Annotated in this window: 19 protein-coding genes; 15 read left to right on the plus strand and 4 right to left on the minus strand. The window is 62.4% G+C overall.

Annotated elements, in window-relative coordinates; genetic code table 11:
* Positions 1-155 precede the first annotated feature (155 nt).
* The 11 genes from E4Z66_RS07350 (at position 156) to E4Z66_RS07400 (ending at position 13381) form a co-directional block, all read left to right on the plus strand.
* Positions 156-1691, plus strand: a complete 1536-nt coding sequence (locus E4Z66_RS07350; RefSeq protein WP_168797744.1) for a DUF4153 domain-containing protein — start codon at positions 156-158, stop codon at positions 1689-1691.
* The gene (locus E4Z66_RS07355; protein ID WP_136462356.1) at positions 1663-2361 is read left to right on the plus strand and encodes a response regulator transcription factor; all 699 of its coding nucleotides are present in this window, start codon (positions 1663-1665) and stop codon (positions 2359-2361) included. The genes E4Z66_RS07350 and E4Z66_RS07355 overlap by 29 nt, the downstream gene beginning before the upstream one ends.
* Positions 2346-3314 (plus strand): sensor histidine kinase, encoded by a 969-nt coding sequence (locus tag E4Z66_RS07360; RefSeq protein WP_136462357.1) that lies wholly within the window; start codon positions 2346-2348, stop codon positions 3312-3314. Before E4Z66_RS07355 ends, E4Z66_RS07360 begins: the two co-directional genes overlap by 16 nt.
* A gap of 91 nt (positions 3315-3405) precedes the next feature.
* Positions 3406-4380 carry a metal ABC transporter solute-binding protein, Zn/Mn family gene (locus E4Z66_RS07365; protein WP_136462358.1) on the plus strand — a complete coding sequence of 325 codons (975 nt, stop codon included), beginning with the start codon at positions 3406-3408 and terminating at the stop codon, positions 4378-4380.
* A 4-nt stretch (positions 4381-4384) separates the two neighbouring features.
* Positions 4385-5167, plus strand: coding sequence for a metal ABC transporter ATP-binding protein (locus E4Z66_RS07370; protein WP_136462359.1), 783 nt, complete (start codon positions 4385-4387; stop codon positions 5165-5167).
* Positions 5168-5170: 3 nt separating this feature from the next.
* Complete coding sequence (locus tag E4Z66_RS07375) at positions 5171-6373, plus strand: metal ABC transporter permease (protein WP_136462360.1); 1203 nt, start codon at positions 5171-5173, stop codon at positions 6371-6373.
* Entirely contained in the window at positions 6370-7284 is a 915-nt protein-coding gene (locus E4Z66_RS07380) for a metal ABC transporter permease (protein ID WP_136462361.1), read from the plus strand. The genes E4Z66_RS07375 and E4Z66_RS07380 overlap by 4 nt, the downstream gene beginning before the upstream one ends.
* A gap of 140 nt (positions 7285-7424) precedes the next feature.
* Positions 7425-8756, plus strand: coding sequence for a uracil-xanthine permease family protein (locus tag E4Z66_RS07385; protein ID WP_136462362.1), 1332 nt, complete (start codon positions 7425-7427; stop codon positions 8754-8756).
* Positions 8757-8871: 115 nt separating this feature from the next.
* Positions 8872-10221 (plus strand): aminotransferase class III-fold pyridoxal phosphate-dependent enzyme, encoded by a 1350-nt coding sequence (locus E4Z66_RS07390; protein WP_136462363.1) that lies wholly within the window; start codon positions 8872-8874, stop codon positions 10219-10221.
* 98 nt (positions 10222-10319) lie between these two features.
* Entirely contained in the window at positions 10320-12152 is a 1833-nt protein-coding gene (gene mutL, locus E4Z66_RS07395) for a DNA mismatch repair endonuclease MutL (RefSeq protein ID WP_136462364.1), read from the plus strand.
* Positions 12149-13381 carry a DNA recombination protein RmuC gene (locus E4Z66_RS07400; RefSeq protein WP_136462365.1) on the plus strand — a complete coding sequence of 411 codons (1233 nt, stop codon included), beginning with the start codon at positions 12149-12151 and terminating at the stop codon, positions 13379-13381. Before mutL ends, E4Z66_RS07400 begins: the two co-directional genes overlap by 4 nt.
* A 74-nt stretch (positions 13382-13455) precedes the next feature.
* On the opposite strand, the gene E4Z66_RS07405 is transcribed toward E4Z66_RS07400, so the two are convergent.
* From E4Z66_RS07405 to E4Z66_RS07420, 4 genes are all read right to left on the minus strand, one after another.
* Entirely contained in the window at positions 13456-14280 is an 825-nt protein-coding gene (locus E4Z66_RS07405) for a flagellin N-terminal helical domain-containing protein (protein ID WP_136462366.1), read from the minus strand.
* Between the two features lie 370 nt (positions 14281-14650).
* Complete coding sequence (locus E4Z66_RS07410) at positions 14651-15415, minus strand: SDR family NAD(P)-dependent oxidoreductase (protein WP_136462367.1); 765 nt, start codon at positions 15413-15415, stop codon at positions 14651-14653.
* 126 nt (positions 15416-15541) lie between these two features.
* Positions 15542-16198, minus strand: a complete 657-nt coding sequence (locus tag E4Z66_RS07415; RefSeq protein WP_136462368.1) for a ChrR family anti-sigma-E factor — start codon at positions 16196-16198, stop codon at positions 15542-15544.
* A gap of 6 nt (positions 16199-16204) precedes the next feature.
* Positions 16205-16756: a sigma-70 family RNA polymerase sigma factor gene (locus E4Z66_RS07420; RefSeq protein ID WP_246035982.1), complete on the minus strand. Its 552-nt coding sequence runs from the start codon at positions 16754-16756 to the stop codon at positions 16205-16207.
* Between the two features lie 268 nt (positions 16757-17024).
* Between E4Z66_RS07420 and E4Z66_RS07425 the strand changes: the two genes are divergently transcribed.
* The 4 genes from E4Z66_RS07425 to E4Z66_RS07440 are packed head-to-tail and all read left to right on the plus strand — an operon-like array spanning position 17025 to position 20472.
* Complete coding sequence (locus E4Z66_RS07425; RefSeq protein ID WP_136462369.1) at positions 17025-18326, plus strand: NAD(P)/FAD-dependent oxidoreductase; 1302 nt, start codon at positions 17025-17027, stop codon at positions 18324-18326.
* Positions 18323-19114 carry a DUF1365 domain-containing protein gene (locus E4Z66_RS07430; protein WP_136462370.1) on the plus strand — a complete coding sequence of 264 codons (792 nt, stop codon included), beginning with the start codon at positions 18323-18325 and terminating at the stop codon, positions 19112-19114. Before E4Z66_RS07425 ends, E4Z66_RS07430 begins: the two co-directional genes overlap by 4 nt.
* 45 nt (positions 19115-19159) lie before the next feature.
* Complete coding sequence (locus E4Z66_RS07435) at positions 19160-19744, plus strand: DUF3833 domain-containing protein (protein WP_136462371.1); 585 nt, start codon at positions 19160-19162, stop codon at positions 19742-19744.
* Positions 19741-20472 carry an SDR family NAD(P)-dependent oxidoreductase gene (locus tag E4Z66_RS07440; protein WP_136462372.1) on the plus strand — a complete coding sequence of 244 codons (732 nt, stop codon included), beginning with the start codon at positions 19741-19743 and terminating at the stop codon, positions 20470-20472. Before E4Z66_RS07435 ends, E4Z66_RS07440 begins: the two co-directional genes overlap by 4 nt.
* Positions 20473-20513: the final 41 nt, after the last annotated feature.

Consider the following 20513-nt stretch of genomic DNA (forward strand, 5'->3'; position numbering starts at 1 on the left):
GGGCCTTGTTCGCAGTTGCGCGGACAGTGCCATGTGGCAGGGCGGGGTGCAAGGCGATGGGTCTGCACAAGCTCTGCACGAATTTACCCGCACCCCCTGCACGGCGGCGCGCGAAAACCGGTGAAACACCTGCCAAAAAGGAAGGAGCCGGGACAATGAAATCTTATCTGGTGCGCGGGGTGCCGCTGCGGTTGCAACAGGATGGGTGGTGGCTGTCCGCCCCCGTGGCGGAGCCTGCGGGCCCGCCGGTGGACACGGGGCGTCAGGGCTGGCTTGGCGAGAGCCATCTGCCCAATCTGGCATTGCTGGTCGCCTTGGTCGCGCTGGCGGATCAGTTGGTCTGGAATGTCGCGCCGGGTTTGTCACTGGCGGTCTTCGTCGCTGTTTGCATCGCCGCCGCGGCAGAGCTGTTGCCCGGTCGCATTCCGGCGCGCCGTCGTTTTCTGGCGGCCGCAATTGCGCTGATCGCCTGTTTGCCCGTCATCGAACTGGTGCAGCCCTTATCGCTGCTGTTCTATTTCGCGGGCTTGCCGCTTGCCCTGATGGCCCTGACCGGGCGGCGCCTTCGCGGGGCTTTTCGGTTCTGGTGGCTGGCACCGATCTTTTCCTGCAGTGACGCGGCCCAAGCGGTTCGGGCTCCCGAAGCGGCGCAGGACATGGCGGGACGGGCACGTTCGGCACTGATGGGCTGGGCGCTGCCTTTGGGGGTCGGCATTGTCTTTTGCGGTCTGCTGCTTTCGGCCAATCCGGTGCTGGATCAATGGGCGCGCGGTGTGCTGGACTGGAGCCCGCAAGCCCCGGACCTGCGGCGCATGGTGCTGTGGTTTTGCCTTGCGCTTTGCATCTGGCCGCTGGTCAACCTGGCGCGGTTCGCGCCGCAGCTTTCCCCCGATCCGAAACCTGCCAAATTCGGGCCGGTCCGCGTGCCGGGTATCATCAATGGCGGTGCCATCGCGCGCAGTCTTATCCTCTTCAACGGGCTTTTTGCGCTGCAAAATACGCTGGACGTCGCGGTTCTGGCCGCCGGGATCGGCCTGCCCGACGGGATGAGTTATGCCGAATATGCGCATCGCGGTGCTTACCCTCTGGTCATATTGGCGCTGCTGTCCGGTGGTTTCGCGCTGCTGGCCCGGCCCTTCATCACTGCGGCGCCGTTTCTGCGTTACTTGCTGCTGATCTGGGTGGCCCAGACCGTATGGCTGACCTGTTCGTCGCTGCTGCGGCTGGATCTTTACGTGGAAACTTATGGCCTGACCCGGATGCGCATGGCGGCGGCAATCTGGATGGGGCTGGTTGCGGCGGGGCTTGCATTGACCCTGTGGCAAATCCTGCGGGGCCAAAGCAATCTGTGGCTGCTCCAACGCAGCGCGGCACTTGGGGCTGGCGTGGTTTGGCTGTGCTGCTTCGTCAGTTTCGACAGGGCAATCGCGCATTACAACCTGACCCACGATGTCCAGCAGGATTGGCGCTATTTGTGCCGCCTTGGCGATGGGGCGCGTCTGCCGGTCCTTGTCCATACCGGCCGCAGTTTGGCCGATACATGCGGCTTGCATCACCCGCTGGCCGGACCAATCAGCGCGCCCGCAGACTGGCGGGAATGGGGGTTTCGCAACGCGCGCCTGCGGCGTAGCCTCGCCACGTTCGAAGCAGAGATGGCGACAGATGTCCGATCCTCAGATCCTCATTATTGATGACGACGCGCAAATCCGCGAGGTGTTGCGGATCGCGGTTCGGCAGGCGGGAATGGTCTGCGACGAGGCGGGCGATGGCGCAGAAGGGCTTGCAAAGGCGCGCTCTGGCAGGTTCGATCTGCTGGTGCTGGATATCGGCCTGCCGCGAATGGACGGGCTGGCCGTTTGCCGCGAACTGCGGACGACGTCGGACGTGCCGGTGCTGTTCCTGACCGCCCGCGATGACGAGATCGACCGCGTCTTGGGCTTTGAACTGGGCGGCGACGATTATGTGAGCAAGCCTTTCTCGCCGCGCGAACTGGTGGGGCGGATCAAGGCGATCCTCAAGCGGACTCGCGACGCGGCGCCGGTTGTGGGCACTGACGGATATGCACGGGGGCGGCTGCGGCTGCACCCGGAACGGCACCATTGCGATGTGGGCGGGGTGCCTATCGGTCTGACCGGGCGCGAGATGGATATTCTGGCGCTGCTCATGGCGCAGCCAGAGCGCGTCTTTGCCCGGCCCGCGCTGGTGGACCGGGTCTGGGGCGCGGGCATGGTCGTTTCGGACCGGACACTCGACAGTCATCTGCGTAACCTGCGCTTCAAGCTGACAGAGGCCGGTTGCCCTGACGCCATCGAAACGCTGCATGGGGTCGGAATTCGGATGGGCGCATGTCGCGGCGGGTAAGGCGGAAATGGCGGCCACCGCTTTTGCTGGTGCTGGGCGGGACGCTGCTGGCGGTGCTGGCCTTGCCGATCCTTGGGCTGACGGTGTTCCGTCTGGCGGGCGACATTCTGGGTTGGGCGGAAACGGCTTGGCTGATCTTCTGGCTTGCGGTGGTGGCGACCGCCGCGCTGGCATGGTTGCTGTCCCGATTGGTGTTGCGCCCTGTCTGGGCGCTGACCGCTCACGCGCAGGCCATGAAGGTGGCGCGGGATGTGCCGCCGCCAGACCGTTTCGGCACCGCGGAATTGTCCGATCTGGGCCAAAGCGTGATCGAGATGGGCGCGACGCTGCATGGGCGCGCACGCGGGCTTTCGGCCTATGCAGATCACGTCACGCATGAGCTGAAATCGCCCCTGACCGCTATTCGCGGCGCGGCGGAAATGCTGGATGATCCGGGGCTTGCGCCCGGGGATCGCGCCCGCTTGTTGCAGACAATCCACAACTCTGGCGCGCGGATGCAGCGGCTCTTGGATGATCTGCGCGCCCATGCGGCGGTGCGTCTGACCGCCGCGCAGGGTGAATGCACCCTGGCAGAGGCGTTGGCGGCGGCGGAGCTTCCCGGTGGTCTGGACCTCAAGGCGACGTCGCAGGCCCGGTTGCCCATCGCAGCCCAAGACCTTGCCCGTGTGATCACGCAACTTGCCCGGAACGCCGCGGAGGCCGGGGCGCAGGCCATGGTGATCTCCGACGTGGATGCGGGTTTGCGGGTCGCGGATGACGGGCCGGGCATCGCCGAAGGTGACCGGGACCGGGTGTTCGATCCGTTCTTCACCTCGCGCCGCGATGCAGGCGGGTCTGGGATGGGCTTATCCGTGGTTCAAAGCCTGATAGAAGCGGCAGGCGGGCAGATCACGCTGGAGCCATCTGGCGCCGTGTCCACGGAAGGCGCCTCTTTTCTCATCGAATTCACGTAAGCCGGACATTTTTATTGCGAATAATTCGCAGGAACTTGACTTCTTGCGAATTGTTCTCATTTTGTGATGTGGCAGTGAGGAAAGGTCTGAAATGCTGACACGTCGCGAACTGATTGGTGCATCTCTTGCCGCTTTGGCGGTTCCGAAGGCGGCATTGGCGCAGCAAAAGCTGAACGTCGTGGCGACGACCGGCATGATCGCGGACACGGTGTCGCGGATCGGCGGGGATGCTGTCGATGTGCGCGGCCTGATGGGGCCGGGCATCGACCCGCATTCCTATCGGCAGACCCGTAGCGATATCGTCACGATGACGCGGGCGGATATTGTTCTGTGGAACGGTCTGTTCCTCGAAGCGCAGATGAAGGACGTGCTGGAACGTCTGGCCAAGCGTCAGCCGGTTGTCGCTGTGTCGGATCGGCTCGAAGCGGCGGCGCGGGCGGGGGGCGCCACGCCGCTTATCGCACATGCCGAATACCATGATGCCTTCGATCCGCATATCTGGATGGATCCCGCGATCTGGGGCGGGATCGCCGCCCGCACGGCAGAGGCCCTGACCGAGCTTCGGCCAGATGACGCGGCCACGTTCGACGCAAACCTCGCGGCATTCCAAGCCGATCTTGACGCGCTGACCGCCTACGGGCTGGACGCGATGGACAAAGTGCCGGAGCATCGGCGCGTTCTGGTCACGGCACATGATGCGTTTTCCTATTTCGGGCGGGCTTTTGGATTGGAAGTCCACGGCGTTCAGGGCATTTCCACAAATAGCGAAGCGGGCTTGCATCGCATCCGCGAATTGGTCGAGATGCTGGCAGAGCGCGAGATCAAGGCGGTCTTCGTGGAAAGTTCGGTGTCGGATCGCAATATCCGCGCGCTGATCGAAGGGGTCGCGGCCAAGGGCGGCACACTGTCGCTGGGCGGGCAACTTTACAGTGACGCGATGGGTACGGCTGGCACCTATGAAGGGACATATGTCGGAATGCTCGACCACAATATCACGACCATTGCGCGTGCGCTTGGGGCCGATGTGCCTGCGGCCGGGCTCAATGGCGAATTGATCCAGAGTTAACTACATGGTGCCAGAAGACAGGTCCGGGGCCGCCACTGCTGCCCCGTTGGAGGTCCACGGGATCACGGTGACCTATGGCGAAAAGCCAGCGGTATTTTCCGCAGACATGACGGTGCGAGCCGGAGAGTTGACGGCCATCGTCGGCCCGAACGGCGCCGGGAAATCGACGCTGCTCAAGGCGGTGCTGGGGATCGTGATGCCGCTGGCGGGGCAGGTGCAGTTCTTCGGCCTTCCGCTGGACAAGGCGCGCGACCGCATTGCCTATGTGCCGCAGCGGGCCAGTGTGGACTGGGATTTCCCCACACGGGTGATCGATGTGGTGCTGATGGGCATGTATCGGCAGTTGGGCCTTCTGGGCCGAGTGCGACAGGCCCATCGGGATGCGGCCTTGCATTGCCTGACGCGCGTCGGGATGCAGGATTTTGCCGAACGGCAGATTGGCCAGCTTTCGGGGGGGCAGCAACAGCGCGTGTTTCTGGCCCGCGCGCTGGCGCAGCAGGCGGATCTTTACCTTTTGGACGAACCCTTCGCGGGTGTGGATGCCGCGACCGAGAAGGCGATTATCGGTGTTCTCAAGGAATTGGCGGAAGAGGGCCGGACCGTCGTCGCCGTGCATCACGATCTGTCCACAGTGCCGGAATATTTCGACAACGTGCTGCTTCTGGCCACGCAGGTCATTGCAGAAGGGCCAGTAAGCACGACCTTCGTGCCCGAGCTTTTGCACAAGGCTTATGGTGGGCGTCTGGGCGCGGGTCAGGTTATCGGTGCTTTGGCGGAAACGGTCTGATCCATGTTGAGTGACGCGCTGCTGCTGCAACTTGGGTATAACGCGACCCTTGTGACCTTGGGCGCCATGATGCTGGGGCTATCCGCAGGCGTTGCAGGCACCTTCCTGTTTCTGCGCAAGCGCGCCCTTGTCAGCGATGCGATCAGCCACGCCACCCTTCCGGGGATTGCGCTGGCCTTTCTGGTGATGGTCGCGCTGGGCGGCGATGGTCGGTCCTTGCCCGGACTTCTTGTGGGGGCTGTCGGCTCCGCCGGGCTTGGTCTGGCGGCGGTCAGCTTCTTGTCGAACCGGACACGGCTGGGCGAAGATACGGCCATCGGATCGGTTTTGTCGGTCTTTTTCGGCTTCGGCATTGTGCTTTTGACCGTCGTGCAAAGCGTGGGGCAGGGGCAGCAGGCGGGGCTTGAGGGCTTTTTGCTGGGTTCAACCGCCGGAATGCTGCGCGGCGATGCCACGCTGATTGCGCTGAGCGCCGGGCTGACCTTCGCCGTGATCCTGTTGATGCGCCGCCCCTTGACGCTGGCCGCGTTCGATCCCGGTTTCGCCGAGGTCGCCGGGCACAACCCGCGCCGGTCCGAGGCGATCCTGATGGCCGTGGTGCTGGCCGTGACGGTTGTCGGGCTCAAGATCGTCGGCCTTATCCTGATCGTGGCCCTGCTGATCATTCCGCCCGTCGCCGCCCGGTTCTGGAGCGAGCAAAGCGACCGTGTGCTGTTGATCGCGGGCCTGATTGGCGGCGTTTCGGGCTATGTGGGGGCGGCGATTTCAGCGATTGCACCGGATCTGCCGACAGGTCCGATCATCGTGTTGAGTTGTTTTGGCCTCTTCGCGCTGTCTTTCCTGCTTGCGCCGCAGCGCGGGGTTTTGGCGATGGCGCTGCGCCATATCCGGTTTCGGCGCGAGGTTCATTTGCAGCAAGGGCTGCTTGCGATTGCGCAGGGTCAACCGATCTATGAAAGCCTGACGCGCCGCCTTCTCATCCGCGAAGGTCTAATCCGCGCCGATGGGGTCGCAACGCCGGAAGGGCGCGCCGAAGCCTCTCGCCGGTTGCGCGATGTGGCCCGCTGGCGCGAAATCCGCAACGATCCGGCATTGGAGCGGGAAGCAGCGCTGTATGACGGGTTGACCAATATCGAAACCGTGTTGACCCCGGACCAACTGGATGCGCTTGACGCGCGCTTGTCCCCACAGGCGGAGATAGGATGATGGGTATGGAATTCGTCAGCCTGTCACTCGTCCCGATGCTGATCGGGATTTGCGTCGCGATTGCGTGCGCGCTGCCGGGGAACTTCCTGATCCTGCGGGGGCAGGCATTGATCGGCGATGCCATCAGCCATGTTGTGCTGCCGGGCATTGTCGTCGGCTTTCTTGTCGCCGGAACGGTGTCCAGCACCGTCATGATGCTGGGCGCGGCGGCGGCAGCGGTCCTGTCGATGGTCGCTATCGAAACCATTCGCCGCTTGGGCCGGATCGAGGCCGGGGCCGCCATGGGCGTCGTCTTCACCACCATGTTCGCGCTTGGCGTTCTGTTGCTGGAACAGGCCGATACCTCCGGGGTTCATCTGGATGTCGAACACGCGCTTTACGGCAATCTTGAAGGGCTGATCTGGTTGGACGCGATCGGCTGGGATTCCCTGCTGGATCCGGTCGCACTGGCGGGGCTGCCCGCCGAATTGCCGCGAATGGTGCTGGTTCTGCTGGTCATTGTCGCATTTACAGTGATCCTGTGGCGTCCACTTGCGATGATGAGCTTTGACGAAGGACATGCCCGGACACTTGGTCTGCGCACGACTGCATTAAGCGCAGCGCTGGTGATCCTGTCTGCGGTGGCGGCGGTTGCGGCCTTTGATGCGGTCGGCTCCATCATCGTGATTGCCATGTTCATCTGCCCACCGGCGGCGGCGCGGCTGATGACCAACCGGCTGGGGAGCCAGGTGCTTGTATCCGTCGTGATCGCGGCGCTCACCGCCGTGGTCGGATATGTGCTTGCCGGATACGGGCCGCTTTGGATCGGGCAAACGGCGTCCGTCAGCGCGGCAGGTATGATTGCGACGGTGTCCGGTGTTGCGCTGGCGCTGGCGGCGATCTGGGGCCCGCATCGGCGGCGGGTCCGTTGATCGGCCCGGCGATGCACGGCTGGCGGGCAGTTGCGCGCCAGAGCCGCTGGAATCCTTGAAAATCCTTGATCTGAGCATTGCCCGGCTCTCATAGTTCCGGGCAACCCGCGACAGACGGGGACCAGAACAAGGGACCGAAGATGACACATGCCGATCTGTATGACGACGCCGATGAAATGCCGCCGCTGGGTCAGGCCATTCCGCTGGGTATCCAGCACGTCCTGGCGATGTTCGCCTCCAACGTGACGCCGGCGATCATCGTCGCGGGCGCGGCGGGGTTCGGCTTTGGCTCGAACAGCCCGGATTTCCCAATGATGATCTACATGATCCAGATGTCGATGCTGTTTGCAGGTGTCGCCACGCTGTTTCAGACGGTTGGCTTGGGGCCGGTCGGCGCGCGGCTGCCGATCATGCAGGGCACGTCCTTTGCCTTTCTGCCGGTGATGATCCCGGCAGTGGCCGGGCAGGGCGTTGCCGGGTTGGCCGGGTTGATGACCGGCGTGATTATCGGTGGGATCTTCCATTTCTTCATCGGGACATTCGTGGGACGCATCCGCTTTGCCCTGCCGCCATTGGTGACCGGTCTGATCGTGTTGATGATCGGCCTGTCGCTGGTCAAGGTCGGCATCCAATACGCGGCGGGTGGCGTTCCATTGATCGGCAAGCCGGAATTCGGCTCGCTTGCCATGTGGACACCGGCGCTGGTGGTGATCGTGGTGACGCTTGCGATCAAGTTCTTCACACGCGGGATGCTCTCCGTCTCGGCCGTGCTGATCGGCCTGATCGTCGGCTACCTCGTGGCGCTGGCCATGGGGCAGGTGAATTTCGGCAATATCGGCCGGGCGGCATCCTTTGCGGTGCCCGAGCCATTCAAATGGGGATATGCCTTCGATTCCGCGATCATCATCGGGATGTGCTTCATGGCGATCATCTCGGCGATTGAAACAGTCGGCGATGTCAGCGGCATCACCAAGGGCGGCGCGGGCCGCGAGGCGACAGACCGCGAAATTTCCGGCGCGACCTATGCCGATGGGCTTGGCACCGCCATCTCCGGCATCTTCGGCGGGCTGCCCAATACCTCCTTCAGTCAGAATGTCGGCCTGATCTCCATGACCGGGGTGATGAGCCGCCATGTCGTTACCATCGGTGCGCTGATCCTGATCCTGTGCGGTCTGGTGCCCAAGGTTGGCGCTGCCGTGTCTACCGTGCCGATCAACGTGCTGGGGGGCGGTGTCATCGTGATGTTCGGAATGGTCGCGGCTGCGGGCGTGAATATGCTGTCGGATGTGAATTGGAGCCGCCGCAACATGGTGATCTTCGCCGTGTCGCTTTCTGTGGGCTTTGGGTTGCAACTCGTGCCAGAGGCGTTGCAACACATGCCACGCACGGCGCAGATCCTCCTGACCTCCGGGCTGTTGCCAGCGGCGTTCCTGTCCATCGTGCTTAACCTGGCCCTGCCAGACGAAGACTAACCGCAGGGCGAAATCAACCAAAGGTCCAAGCATCGGGGCGGGCTGCGTTGTGCAAGGCTTGCCCCGGGCCGGGTTTCGTGGCCTGCTTACCGAAAATGAACAAGGAGTCGGCCCCGTGAAAGACGATAATTTCTTACGTGAGAACAACGCCCGTCACATGTGGCACCCGATGGGTCATCCGGGCGCCGCGATGGAGCATCCGCCGACGGTGATCATGGGCGCGCAAGGCTCTACCATCACCGATCTGGACGGGGCGACCGTGGTCGATGCGGTGGGCGGCCTGTGGTGCGTGAACCTTGGCTATTCCAACGACAAGGTGAAAGAGGCGGTTGCCAAGCAGCTTTACGATCTGCCCTATTATTCGGCCTTTGCGGGCACCACGAACCCGGCCGCGATCGAAGCGTCGTATCTGGTGCGCGAATTCTTTGCTGAAGACGGGATCGAACGGGTGTTCTTTACCTCCGGCGGGTCGGACAGTGTCGATACCTGCCTGCGGCTGGCCCGGCAATATCATCGCCTGCGAGGAGAGCCGAACCGCACCAAGTTCATGTCGCTGAAAAAGGGCTATCACGGGACGCATTTCGGCGGCGCATCGGTCAATGGCAACAACCGGTTCCGCATCAATTACGAGCCGCTTCTGGCAGGATGTTTCCACCTGACGGCGCCTTATACCTATCGCAACCCCTATGACGAAACGGACCCTGCGCGGCTGGCGCAACTGATTGCACAAGCGGCAGAGGACGAAATCCAGTTCCAGGGGCCGGGCTCCATCGCGGCGTTCATCATGGAGCCGATCCTTGGTGCGGGCGGCGTTCTTGTGCCGCATGAGACCTTCATGCCGCTGATGCGTGACATCTGCGACCGTCACGGAATCCTGATGATCGCGGATGAGGTGATCTGCGGCTTCGGGCGCACCGGCGATTGGAGCGGGTCGCGTCATTGGGGCGTCAAGCCGGACCTCATGTCGGCGGCCAAGGGCATCACCTCGGGTTACTTCCCCGTCGGGGCGGCGCTGATTTCCGGCAAGGTGGCAGAGGTGTTCGAAAAGTCGGACGAGGCCGGGGCGATTTACCACGGCTACACCTATTCGGCGCATCCGGTTGGGGCGGCGGCGGTGATTGCCTGCCTTGAGGAAACGCTGCGTCTGGATACCAAGACCAACGCGGCGGCGCGCGGCACCCAGCTTTACGAAGGCTGCCTGAAACTTGCGGAGAAATACGATGTCATCGGTGATGTCCGCGGTGGTCACGGGCTGATGACCGGGCTGGAGGTCGTCAGCGACCCAGCGGCGAAAACGCCGATGGGCAATGACGCCATGCAACGGCTGCACAAAGCGACCTATGAGGCGGGTACGATGGTGCGGGTCGGGGGCAACAACATCATGATGTCGCCGCCGCTGGTCATTACCGAGGCCGAGGTCGATAGCATTCTGGATGCGCTTGATGCCGGTTTTGCCGCCATCTGATACGCGGGCCGACAAAATGGTATTCCGGCGCGATTGAGTTTGCGCCGGAGCCCAATTGCGGGTTCAGAATCGCCCGCGCCCGTGCTAGATATCGCGGAATGGCGCATCTAGACCCCAACATAAGCGAAAATCACCCTGTCATCCGGCAACTGGACGAGGCGGCAATCAACCGTATCGCCGCCGGGGAGGTCGTGGAACGGCCTGCCTCTGCCGTGAAGGAACTGGTGGAAAACGCGCTGGATGCGGGCGCGCGCCGGATCACCGTGGATTGTGCCGACGGCGGCAAGCGTCTGATCCGGGTCACGGATGACGGCTGCGGGATTGCCGCTGACGATCTGCCGCTGGCCCTGTCACGCCACGCCACGTCCAAAATCGACGGCACGGACCTGCTGAACATTCACACATTCGGATTCCGGGGCGAGGCGCTGCCATCTTTGGGCGCTGTGGGGCGCTTGACCGTCACCAGCCGCGTGGCCGGGCAGGATGCCGCAGAAATTCTGGTTGAAGGCGGGACGGTCAATGCCGTGCGTCCAGCCGCGCTGAACAGCGGCACCGTGGTAACCCTGCGCGAGCTTTTCTATGCGACCCCGGCGCGGCTCAAGTTCCTGCGGACGGACCGCGCGGAATCGCAGGCGATTGCAGATGTGGTCAAACGTTTGTCGATGGCGGAGCCTTTCGTGCAGTTCATCCTGCGCGACGTGTCCGGCGACGCTCCGCGAGAGATCTTCCGGGCCGAGGGCGAAACCGGCGATCTGTTCGATGCGCTGCATGGGCGCCTGTCCGGGGTGATCGGGCGCGAATTCGCGGAAAACGCGCTACGCATCGATGCGGAGCGGGAAGGGCTGCACCTGACGGGCTATGCGGCGCTGCCCACCTATTCGCGCGGGGCCGCGGTTGCGCAATACTTGTTCGTCAACGGGCGGCCAGTGCGCGACAAGCTGTTGGTCGGTGCGCTCCGGGCGGCCTATTTCGATTTCCTCAGCCGGGATCGTCACCCCGTCGCGGCGCTGTTTCTGGACTGTGATCCGAAGCTGGTGGACGTCAATGTGCACCCCGCCAAGTCCGAAGTGCGCTTCCGCGATCCGGGTATGGCGCGGGGGTTGATCGTCTCGGCGCTGCGCCATGCCCTGGCCGAGGCCGGGCATCGCGCATCGACCACGGTCGCTGGGGCGACGCTGGGCGCGATGCGGCCCGAACCCACGGGCGCGCGGGTCTATCAGATGGACCGGCCCGGACCCGTGGCGCGCAGCCTGTCTTATGATGCGCAAATGCCGGTCTTCGAGGAAACCGCGCCGGTCTTTGCCCGTGTCGATGCGCTGCCGGAGCAATCTGCCGATCAGCCCGAACCGGACTATCCGCTGGGCGCGGCGCGCGGCCAGGTGCACGAGAATTACATCATCGCGCAGACTGCATCGGGTATGGTGATTGTCGATCAGCACGCGGCGCATGAACGGCTGGTTTATGAAAAGCTGAAACGTCAGATGGCGGAAAACGGCGTTGCCGCGCAGGCATTGCTGATCCCCGAAATCGTTGAGCTTTCCGCCGGCGACCGTGCCCGCCTGCTGGAGGTCGCCGAAGACTTGGCGCGCTTCGGCCTTGGGGTGGAACCCTTTGGCGGCAACGCCATTGCGGTGCGTGAAACCCCGGCCTTGCTGGGCGAAGTCAACGCGCGGGCGCTAGTGCTCGATATTCTGGATGAACTCAGCGATCAGGGCGAAAGCCTGCTGGTTCAGGCCAAGCTGGAAGCGATCCTTAGCCGGGTGGCCTGTCACGGGTCGATCCGGTCCGGGCGCCGGATGCGCGCCGATGAGATGAACGCGCTGCTGCGCGAGATGGAGGCCACGCCGCATTCCGGGCAATGCAATCACGGGCGGCCGACCTATGTGGAATTGAAACTCGCCGATATCGAAAGGCTTTTCGGACGCACATGATTCAAATCGGCGAATACAGTTTCTCGCTCGAAGACCCGCTTGTGATCGCGGGGCTGGTCGGGGCGGGGCTGATGCTTTTGGTTCTGGTTTTGCTGATCCTTGCCGTTGTGCGGGCGGGACGCTCTGCCCGCCTGACAGAGCCGCTGGCCGCGCAGATGGTGCAGCTTGGCCGCAATGTGCAAACGCTGGCGCAGGGGCAGACAGAACTGCGCGGCGGGCTGCAGATGGTGTCGGATACGGCGACCTCCGGGCAGGCGCAATTGGCGCAACTGGTCGAACAACGCTTGGCCGGGGTTCAGTCGCAGATGCAAGACCGGCTTGCGGATAACGCGATGCGTGCGCAGCGGGCGATGACCGAAATGCAAGAACGGATGCGTGAAACGCTGCATGGGTCGTCCAAGCAGACCGCTACCTCGTTGAGCGCGCTGCAAGAGCGTCTGGCCGCCATCGACAAGGCGCAGGACAATATCACCAAGCTTTCCGGCGATGTTCTAAGCCTTCAGGATATTCTGTCGAACAAGCAGCGGCGCGGCATGTTTGGCGAGATTCAGCTTCAGGACATCGTCAGTCAGGCGTTGCCCTCCGATGCCTATGCGTTTCAGGCGACGCTTTCCAACGGGCGGCGCGCCGATTGTCTGATCCATTTGCCGAACCCGCCGGGGCCGATCGTGATCGACGCGAAATTCCCGCTGGAGGACTTCGAAGCGCTGGCGCAGGCGGAAACGAAGGAGGCGGCTGACCGTGCTCTCAAAGGTTTCGGCAATGCGGTGCGGGTGCATATCCGGGCTATCGCGGAACGCTATATCATTGATGGTGAAACCGCCGATGGCGCGCTGATGTTCGTGCCTTCCGAAGCGATTTATGCCGAGTTGCATGCCCGGTTGCCGCATGTGGTCCGCGAAGGGTTCGAGGCGCGTGTCTGGATCGTGTCACCAACCACCTGCATGGCCACGCTTAACACCATGCGGGCGGTTCTGAAGGACGCGCGGATGCGGGAACAGGCCGGGGAAATCCGGAAAATGCTGCGGCAGTTGCATCGCGATGTGGAGCTTGTCGTCGAACGCGCTGGCAAGCTGGAAACCCATTTCGACCAGGCGCGGCGCGATGTCGAAGGGATCACAACGGCGGCGGAACGTGCCGGAAAACGCGCGACACGGCTGGAGAATTTCGACTTCGAGGATGTCGCCGATAGCAATATCGTATCGCTGGGCAAGCCTGAACCGCGATAACCGGCCCCCCGGTTGAACAAGGGGGCCGGCTTCTGAGGTCGGGCGGATAGGTTGAGGGGACCGCCCAGAGGGTCTTAGCGGAACAGCTGCAGGATGGTCTGCGGCGACTGGTTCGCGATGGACAGCGACTGAACCGCCAGCGATTGCTGGGTTTGCAACGCTGTCAATCGGGCCGAGGCCTCTTCCATATCCGCATCGACGAGCGAGCCAATGCCGGTTTGCATCGCATCAGTCACGCGCGAGATGAATTCCGACTGGTCGGAAATCCGGCTGGACGAGGCACCCAGGGCCGCGGCCGCATCGACGGCGGTCTGGATGTGGGCTTCGATCGCTGCTATCGACGTTTCCGCAGCGCTGGCGGAGCTGACATCAATGTCGCTCAGGTCAAGGTTCGACGTGAAATCCACAGCCGTCACGGTGATGTTCGCCGCTGTCACGCCGCCGGAGCTATCCCGGTCGATGGAGGACAGAACCGTCAGATCCACGCCATCGTCGTTCAGCAGGTTCATGCCGTTGAACTGAGAGGCGGAGATGATGGACGTCACCTGATTGGACAGCTCGAGCACGTCGTTGCCCAGTTTGGTGTAGTCGACGTTTTCACCGGTTGCGGCGACGACCTTTTCCTTGATGTCGTTGAGCACGTTGACGATTTGCTCGGCACCGGCAGAGGCAACAGCCAGCGTGGATTCGCCAAGGGCCAGCGAGTCGGACACGGCCTTGAAGCCGGACACGTCGGATTCCATGACCTTGGAAATCGCCCAGATGGACGAGTTGTCTTTGGCGCTGTTGATGTCCTTACCGGTCGAGATCGCGGTTTGCGTGCTCGACAGGTCGTTGTTTACAGAGCGCAGAGTTTGAAGCGCAGTCATTGCGCTTGTGTTCGTAAGAATGCTCGACATGTCTATTCCTTCCGTTCGTGACATTCGACAAAAATCGCCGCGGTATTTAGCGGCGGACGGTCAGTCTTTCTGACGAGTGCAACGACCGGATGCCGATCCTGCGCCACCCTTCAACGAGGATGCGGCGTTAACATGTGCGTTAAACTGTTAAGAGATGCCTAACGTCCGGGGGGATTTCGGGGGGGTATGCGGAAAACTTCGCGAACAAAGGGCTGAATCCCTGCAAGCCCATGGAATCGCTGCGAAGTTTAATTGAGGAACAGCCAGATTTTCCCGCCAGAAAAGCGAAATGCCGGTGTCACCTGCCTGCTCTACGCGGGAGTGCGGCGTTTACGTGTTTTAATGCGGACGCGAATGCAGCGAGGCTGCGTCAGGATTGTGGCAAATCCTTACGAAGCGCCGGCAGACCGATTCCAGTGGATTCGAATCCCCCATCCACGGCGAGTATCTGCCCGGTGATGTAACTGGCGTCCTCCGACACCAGAAAACAGATCGCATTGGCCAGTTCCTGTTCGCTGCCATAGCGGTTCAACGGGATCGCGGCGTGGTAGGCATCGATGATATCCTGGGTATGCACGGCCATGGCCAACTTCGTGCGCACGGGGCCCGGCGCAACGGCATTGACGCGAATGCCGACCTCGCCAAGTTCGACAGCCTGCTGCTTGGTCAGGTGTTCCAGCGCGGCCTTGGAAGTGCCGTAGGCCACGCGCAGGGTCGATGCACGCAAGCCAGAGATCGACGTGATGTTGACCACGGACGCGCCGGTTGCGGCCTCCAGCATTGGGCGGAATTTCTGCACCATCAGGAAAGGCGCATCGAGATTGGTCGCCATGACCTCGCGCCAAAGCGCGTGATCCATGTCCGCCATGGGGCCGAACCGCGCGATGCCAGCATTGTTCACTAGGGCGGTCAGCGCGGGCCATTCGGCTTGTAGCTTGTCGTGAAGCGCGTCGATTTCATCGGGTTTTGACACATCGGTGATGCAGGCGCGCGCGTTCTCCAGCCCCTCTGACGCGCGGACGAGTTCTTCGCCGTCGTAATCGACCATCGCCACATGCCAGCCCCGGTCCAGCAGCGTTTTCGCCGTCGCCAGACCAATGCCGCGCGCCGCGCCTGTGATCAACGCTGTCTTCATGGGCTTCTCCTCCGCTCTATCCCTGACACGACATTGCCGTGCGATGCCGGAAATAGAAAGGCCCCGACCGGGGGATGGTCGGGGCCTATTGCCCTCGGGTCGGACCGTGGCGCGGGGAGCCCGAGGTCAAATTCTCAAGAGTGGCTGGATCAGGCGGGGGATGATGCCGGTGAAGCGAAGCGGCGCATCCGTCACCGCAAGGCAGATGCAGTCTTCGTGGATATCCGCGACGGGAGTGTGCTGCGTGTCGGTATCTGCCGTTTCGACGTCGCCGCGACCGAAATATTCATCCTCATCTGCGAAGGCGCCTTGCAGCACCATCGTCAGTTCGGTGCCCTTGTGGCCGTGATCGGGCATGGCAGTTCCTGCCGGGATATACAGCATCCGGGCGGTGGCGCTGCGCGATGTGGTCAGAATTGCCTGTTTCACCCCCATGCCGACAGGCCGCCAGCGGATCTGGTCCAGATCGCCGCCAATATAGTCGCGCAGCGGCGCGGGAAGGATAGAGTCGGAGGGGCCGGGCGCTGCGCGCTCTTGCACGGGGCCAGCCGCGATACGGGCCATCGTCGCCTCAAGGCTGTCCGAGGCCATGTCCATCGGCGCGGCGATGGTATCCTCCAGCACAGCGCCACCCAACGCATCATAGCTTGCCGCTTCGGCGCGGCAGGTATCGCAAAGCGACAGGTGCGACGCGACCATCAGGTTAAACGCTTCGGGCAGTGTCCCGGCGGCATAGGCCATCAGGATCTCCGGCGTAAGGTGGTGTTTAATTTTCTCAACCATGACTATTCACTTCATCACGTGGCGCAGGCGGTCCAGCGCCAACCGTATTCTCGATTTGATCGTGCCCAGCGGCAGACCGGTTTCAGATGCGATTTCGGAATGGGACATGTCTCCGAAATACGCTTTTTCAATCAATTCCCGTTGTGCATCCGGCAAGTCCTTGATGGCGTTGCCAAGTTGCTGACATTCTTGTTGCAGTGCCAAGACATCGGATTGCTCTGGCGCGGCTTCGGGACCCCAGGGCAGATCCTCGGGCTCCGGGCGGCGTTCCCGGCGCAGAATGTCGATCCGGCGATTTCGCGCGATGGTGAAGATCCATGTCGATACCGACGCACGCGAGGGATCGAACATATGTGCCTTCAACCAGACCGTCGCCATAACGTCCTGCGCGCATTCTTCCGCCAGTGCGGCATCCGCGCCGGACTTCATCAGGAACCCCTTCACCCGTGGTGCGAAGTGACCGAACAGCTCGGCAAAGGCCTGACGATCCTTGTTGTCTCGAACCCTTTCAATCTGCGCGACCCAAACCGCGGTGCCGTTACATTTCTCTTTGTCCATGCTCACCGGTTTGGTGTCCTCGACGATCCTGTCCAGACCCTCCTGGGCCTGAATGCCAACAAGCGCCTGTTGCGGCGTCGTTTCGGCAAGGTCCGTATCCATCTCAGTAAACATGTTCTGCTTACGGAGTGCCAGCGCGCTTGGATCAAAAAAAAAACGTCAAAAAAGTGGATGATCCTTCGCGCGGCAGAAAAACCTGAGAATAAATCATCCAATCGGCAGCCTCTCGCGTAGAAGGAAAGAACGCAAAATGAGCAGGTGAGACTATATGCCGTTTGAATCCGTGGTAACTGGCCCGCGCAGGGTCGCTGTAATTGGTGGTGGCATCTCTGGCATGGGCGCGGCCTATCGGTTGAGTCAGTCCCACGCCGTCACGCTGATCGAGGCGGAGCCGCGCCTTGGCGGTCATGCGCGCACGATCATGGCGGGCAAGCGGGGAGATCAACCGGTCGATACCGGATTTCTTGTCTTCAACTATGCAAATTACCCGCATCTGACGGCGCTGTTCGACGAGTTGTCCGTCCCGGTCGTCCCATCGAACATGAGCTTCGGCGCATCCATTTCCGGCGGACGTCTGGAATATGGGCTCAAATCGCTGGACGCGCTCTTTGCGCAGCGCCGCAACGCGTTCAATCCGAAGTTTCTGCGGATGGTGCGGGATGTCGTCCATTTCAATCAGAATGCTCTGCGTATCGCGCAAGAGGACAAGACCCGCACCATCGGGCAGTTCCTGCACCGTATGGGGACGGGCAACTGGTTCCGTGACTACTATCTGCTGCCGCTTTCCGGTGCGATCTGGTCCACGCCTGTCGAAAAGATCATGGATTTCCCGGCCCTTGCGATGATGCAGTTTTTCGAGAACCACGCGCTGTTGCAAAGCACCGGCCAGCATCAGTGGTACACGGTGGACGGCGGTTCGGTTCAGTATGTGGAACGGCTGCAAGCGGCGATGCAAGCGCGCGGTGTCGATATTCGGCTGGGCGCACCGGTGCAATCGGTGCGGCGGGTCGCGGATGGTGTGCAGGTAAAGCTGCCCGGCGGCGCGTGGGAAGCTTTCGACGAGGTCGTCTTTGCCACCCATTCCGACATCACGCTGCGCCTGTTGGACGATCCTTTGCCGCATGAGACGGCGGCGCTGGGCGCGGTGAAGTATCAGCCCAACGACATTACGCTGCATTGCGACGAAGCGATCATGCCCAGCTCGCGCAAGGTCTGGTCCAGCTGGAACTACGCCGAGGATCACGGCGCGGCGTCGGACCGGATCGATCTGACCTACTGGATCAATTCCCTGCAGCCGGTGCCGATGGATGATCCGCATTTTGTCACGCTCAACACGCGGCGCACCATCCGGGACGCGTGTATTTATGACCAGACCGTGCTGCACCACCCGATCTATGATCTTGAGGTGTTGGATGCGCAACAGCAGGTCCGGGGCTTCAACGGCACGGCGCGCACATGGTTCTGTGGCGCGTGGATGCAGCACGGCTTTCACGAAGACGGTCTGGCCAGCGGCATCGAGGTCGCTGACCGGATCATGTCGCGTGATACGGTCGCATTGGCGGCGGAATGACAGCCGGGATCGATCATATCAGCGGCGTGACGTTCCACGGACGCAAAGGGGCGATACGCAATGCGTTCCGCTATTCCATCGATTACGTCCTGCTGGATGCCGAGGCCGAAATCCGTGGCCCGACCCTGTTTCGTCGCAACGCACGGGCGCTGTTGGCGCTGGATGATGCCGATCATGGCGGTGCGCCGGGGCAGGGGCGCGGTGCGCCGTGGGTGCGCGACGTCTTGGCAGAGCATCAGATCAGCGGTGTCGCCCGGATCGAGCTTTTGGCGCAGCCCAAGCTGCTGGGTCACGTGTTCAATCCAGTCTCTTTCTGGCTCTGCCGCCGCGCCGATGACGCGCTGCTTGCGGTGATCTGCGAGGTGACAAACACCTTTGGCGAGCGGCATTCCTATCTGTGTGCCCATGGCGATCTGCGTCCTATCGCGGCGCAGGATCGGATCAAGGCGCAGAAGATATTCTATGTCTCGCCCTTCCAGCCAATTGAAGGCGGGTATGAGTTCCGCTTCGACATTGGTGCGGACCGTGTCGGCATCTGGATCGACTACACGCAGGCCGAGGGCGGGCTGATCGCGACCCTGACCGGGGAACGCAAGCCGCTGTCCAATCTCTCGATCGTGCGGGCGGCGTTGCGGCGGCCTTTCGGGTCACGGCGCGTTCTGGCCCTGATCCATTGGCAGGCGCTCAAGCTGTGGGTCAAGAAAGCGATCTACCGTGTGCGGCCCGAGCCGCCGAAAGCGCCGGTCAGCCGGGGTTGGTCGTCATCGGACAATGTTCCGGGCGAATAGGTCCGGCCTTGCCCGACCAATGCGACAGGAAAGGAGGAACGACCAATGGACGGAGTGCTTTTTGCAGCTTTAGGCGGCTTGATCGTCATCCTTGCGTTGCGCTTGATCCGCCGCTTTGTCGGGTTCGAAACCCAGACGCCCGCAGATTACGCCGAGGGCAAATCCGGGCAGTTCGACCTGCGCAAGCACTTGAACGGGCCGCTGATTTGCGAGGGCGTCATCTATGGCCCGCTGGGCCGCGTCAACAGCCGTTTCGTGGCGGAGTTCGACTGCCGCTGGGATGGCAATATCGGCGTGATGGATGAGGTGTTCCGCTATGACAACGGAACGGAACAGACCCGCGCGTGGCATCTTCGGCTTGGCAATGACGGGCGCATCGTGGCGACGGCTGCGGATGTGATCGGCGAGGGGCACGGCACGCAATCAGGCGATTCCGTGCAGCTTTTGTATCAGCTGCGATTGCCCGAAGATGCGGGCGGTCATGTGCTGAAAGTCACCGATTGGATGTATCTGGCGCCCAATGGGACGATTATCAATCGCTCTCAGTTCCGGAAATTTGGTATAAAGGTCGCGGAATTGGTCGCCGTGATGCGGCCGAATCAATCTTTGGTGGAAGGACGAGTGGCGTGACGGCGTGGATCGGTAAGACGTATTGGTTGGTAGGGGCGAGTGAAGGTCTGGGCGAGGCCCTTGCGCATGTCATAAGCCGGGCAGGGGCAGAGGTCATCGTCTCCGCCCGCGACGGTGACAAGCTGGCAGAGGTCGTGTCGAGCGTTCCGGGGCACGCACGCGCGGTCACCATGGACATCTCGGATATGGAAAGCGTCAAAGCCGCCGCCGCCGATGTGGGCGAGGTCGACGGCATTGTCCTGCTGGCCGGGGTCTATTGGCCGATGAGCGCCAAGGAATGGGACGCGGAAAAGGCCGTGCAGATGGCCGATGTGAACTTCACCGGTTTCCTGCGCGTGCTGGGCCAGGTCGTGCCGGGCATGGTGGAAAAAGACGCGGGCCATATCGTCATCACGTCCAGCATCAGCGGTTATCGCGGGCTGGCCGGTTCGATTGGCTATACCGCGTCGAAGGCGGCGACGATGTCGCTGGCGGAATGCATGTATGCCGATTTGCGGGACACGGGCGTCAAGGTGCAGGTGGCCAATCCCGGCTTCATCCGCACGCGGTTGACCGACAAGAACGATTTCAAGATGCCCGCGATCATGGAACCGGAGGCCGCCGCACGCGAAATGTTCGAGTTGATGAACTCCGACGCGCGCAAAAAGAGCTTTCCGGCGCTGTTCTCGCTTTTGTTCCGGGGCGCGCAGTTCCTGCCCGATTGGCTGTATTACCGCATCTTTTCCTGACCCGCTCGGCCTGCCGCGCCCCGCGTATTGATCGGTATCAA

It is taken from the genome of Aliishimia ponticola, assembly GCF_004803475.1.
GTDB classification, from domain to species: Bacteria; Pseudomonadota; Alphaproteobacteria; order Rhodobacterales; family Rhodobacteraceae; genus Aliishimia; species Aliishimia ponticola.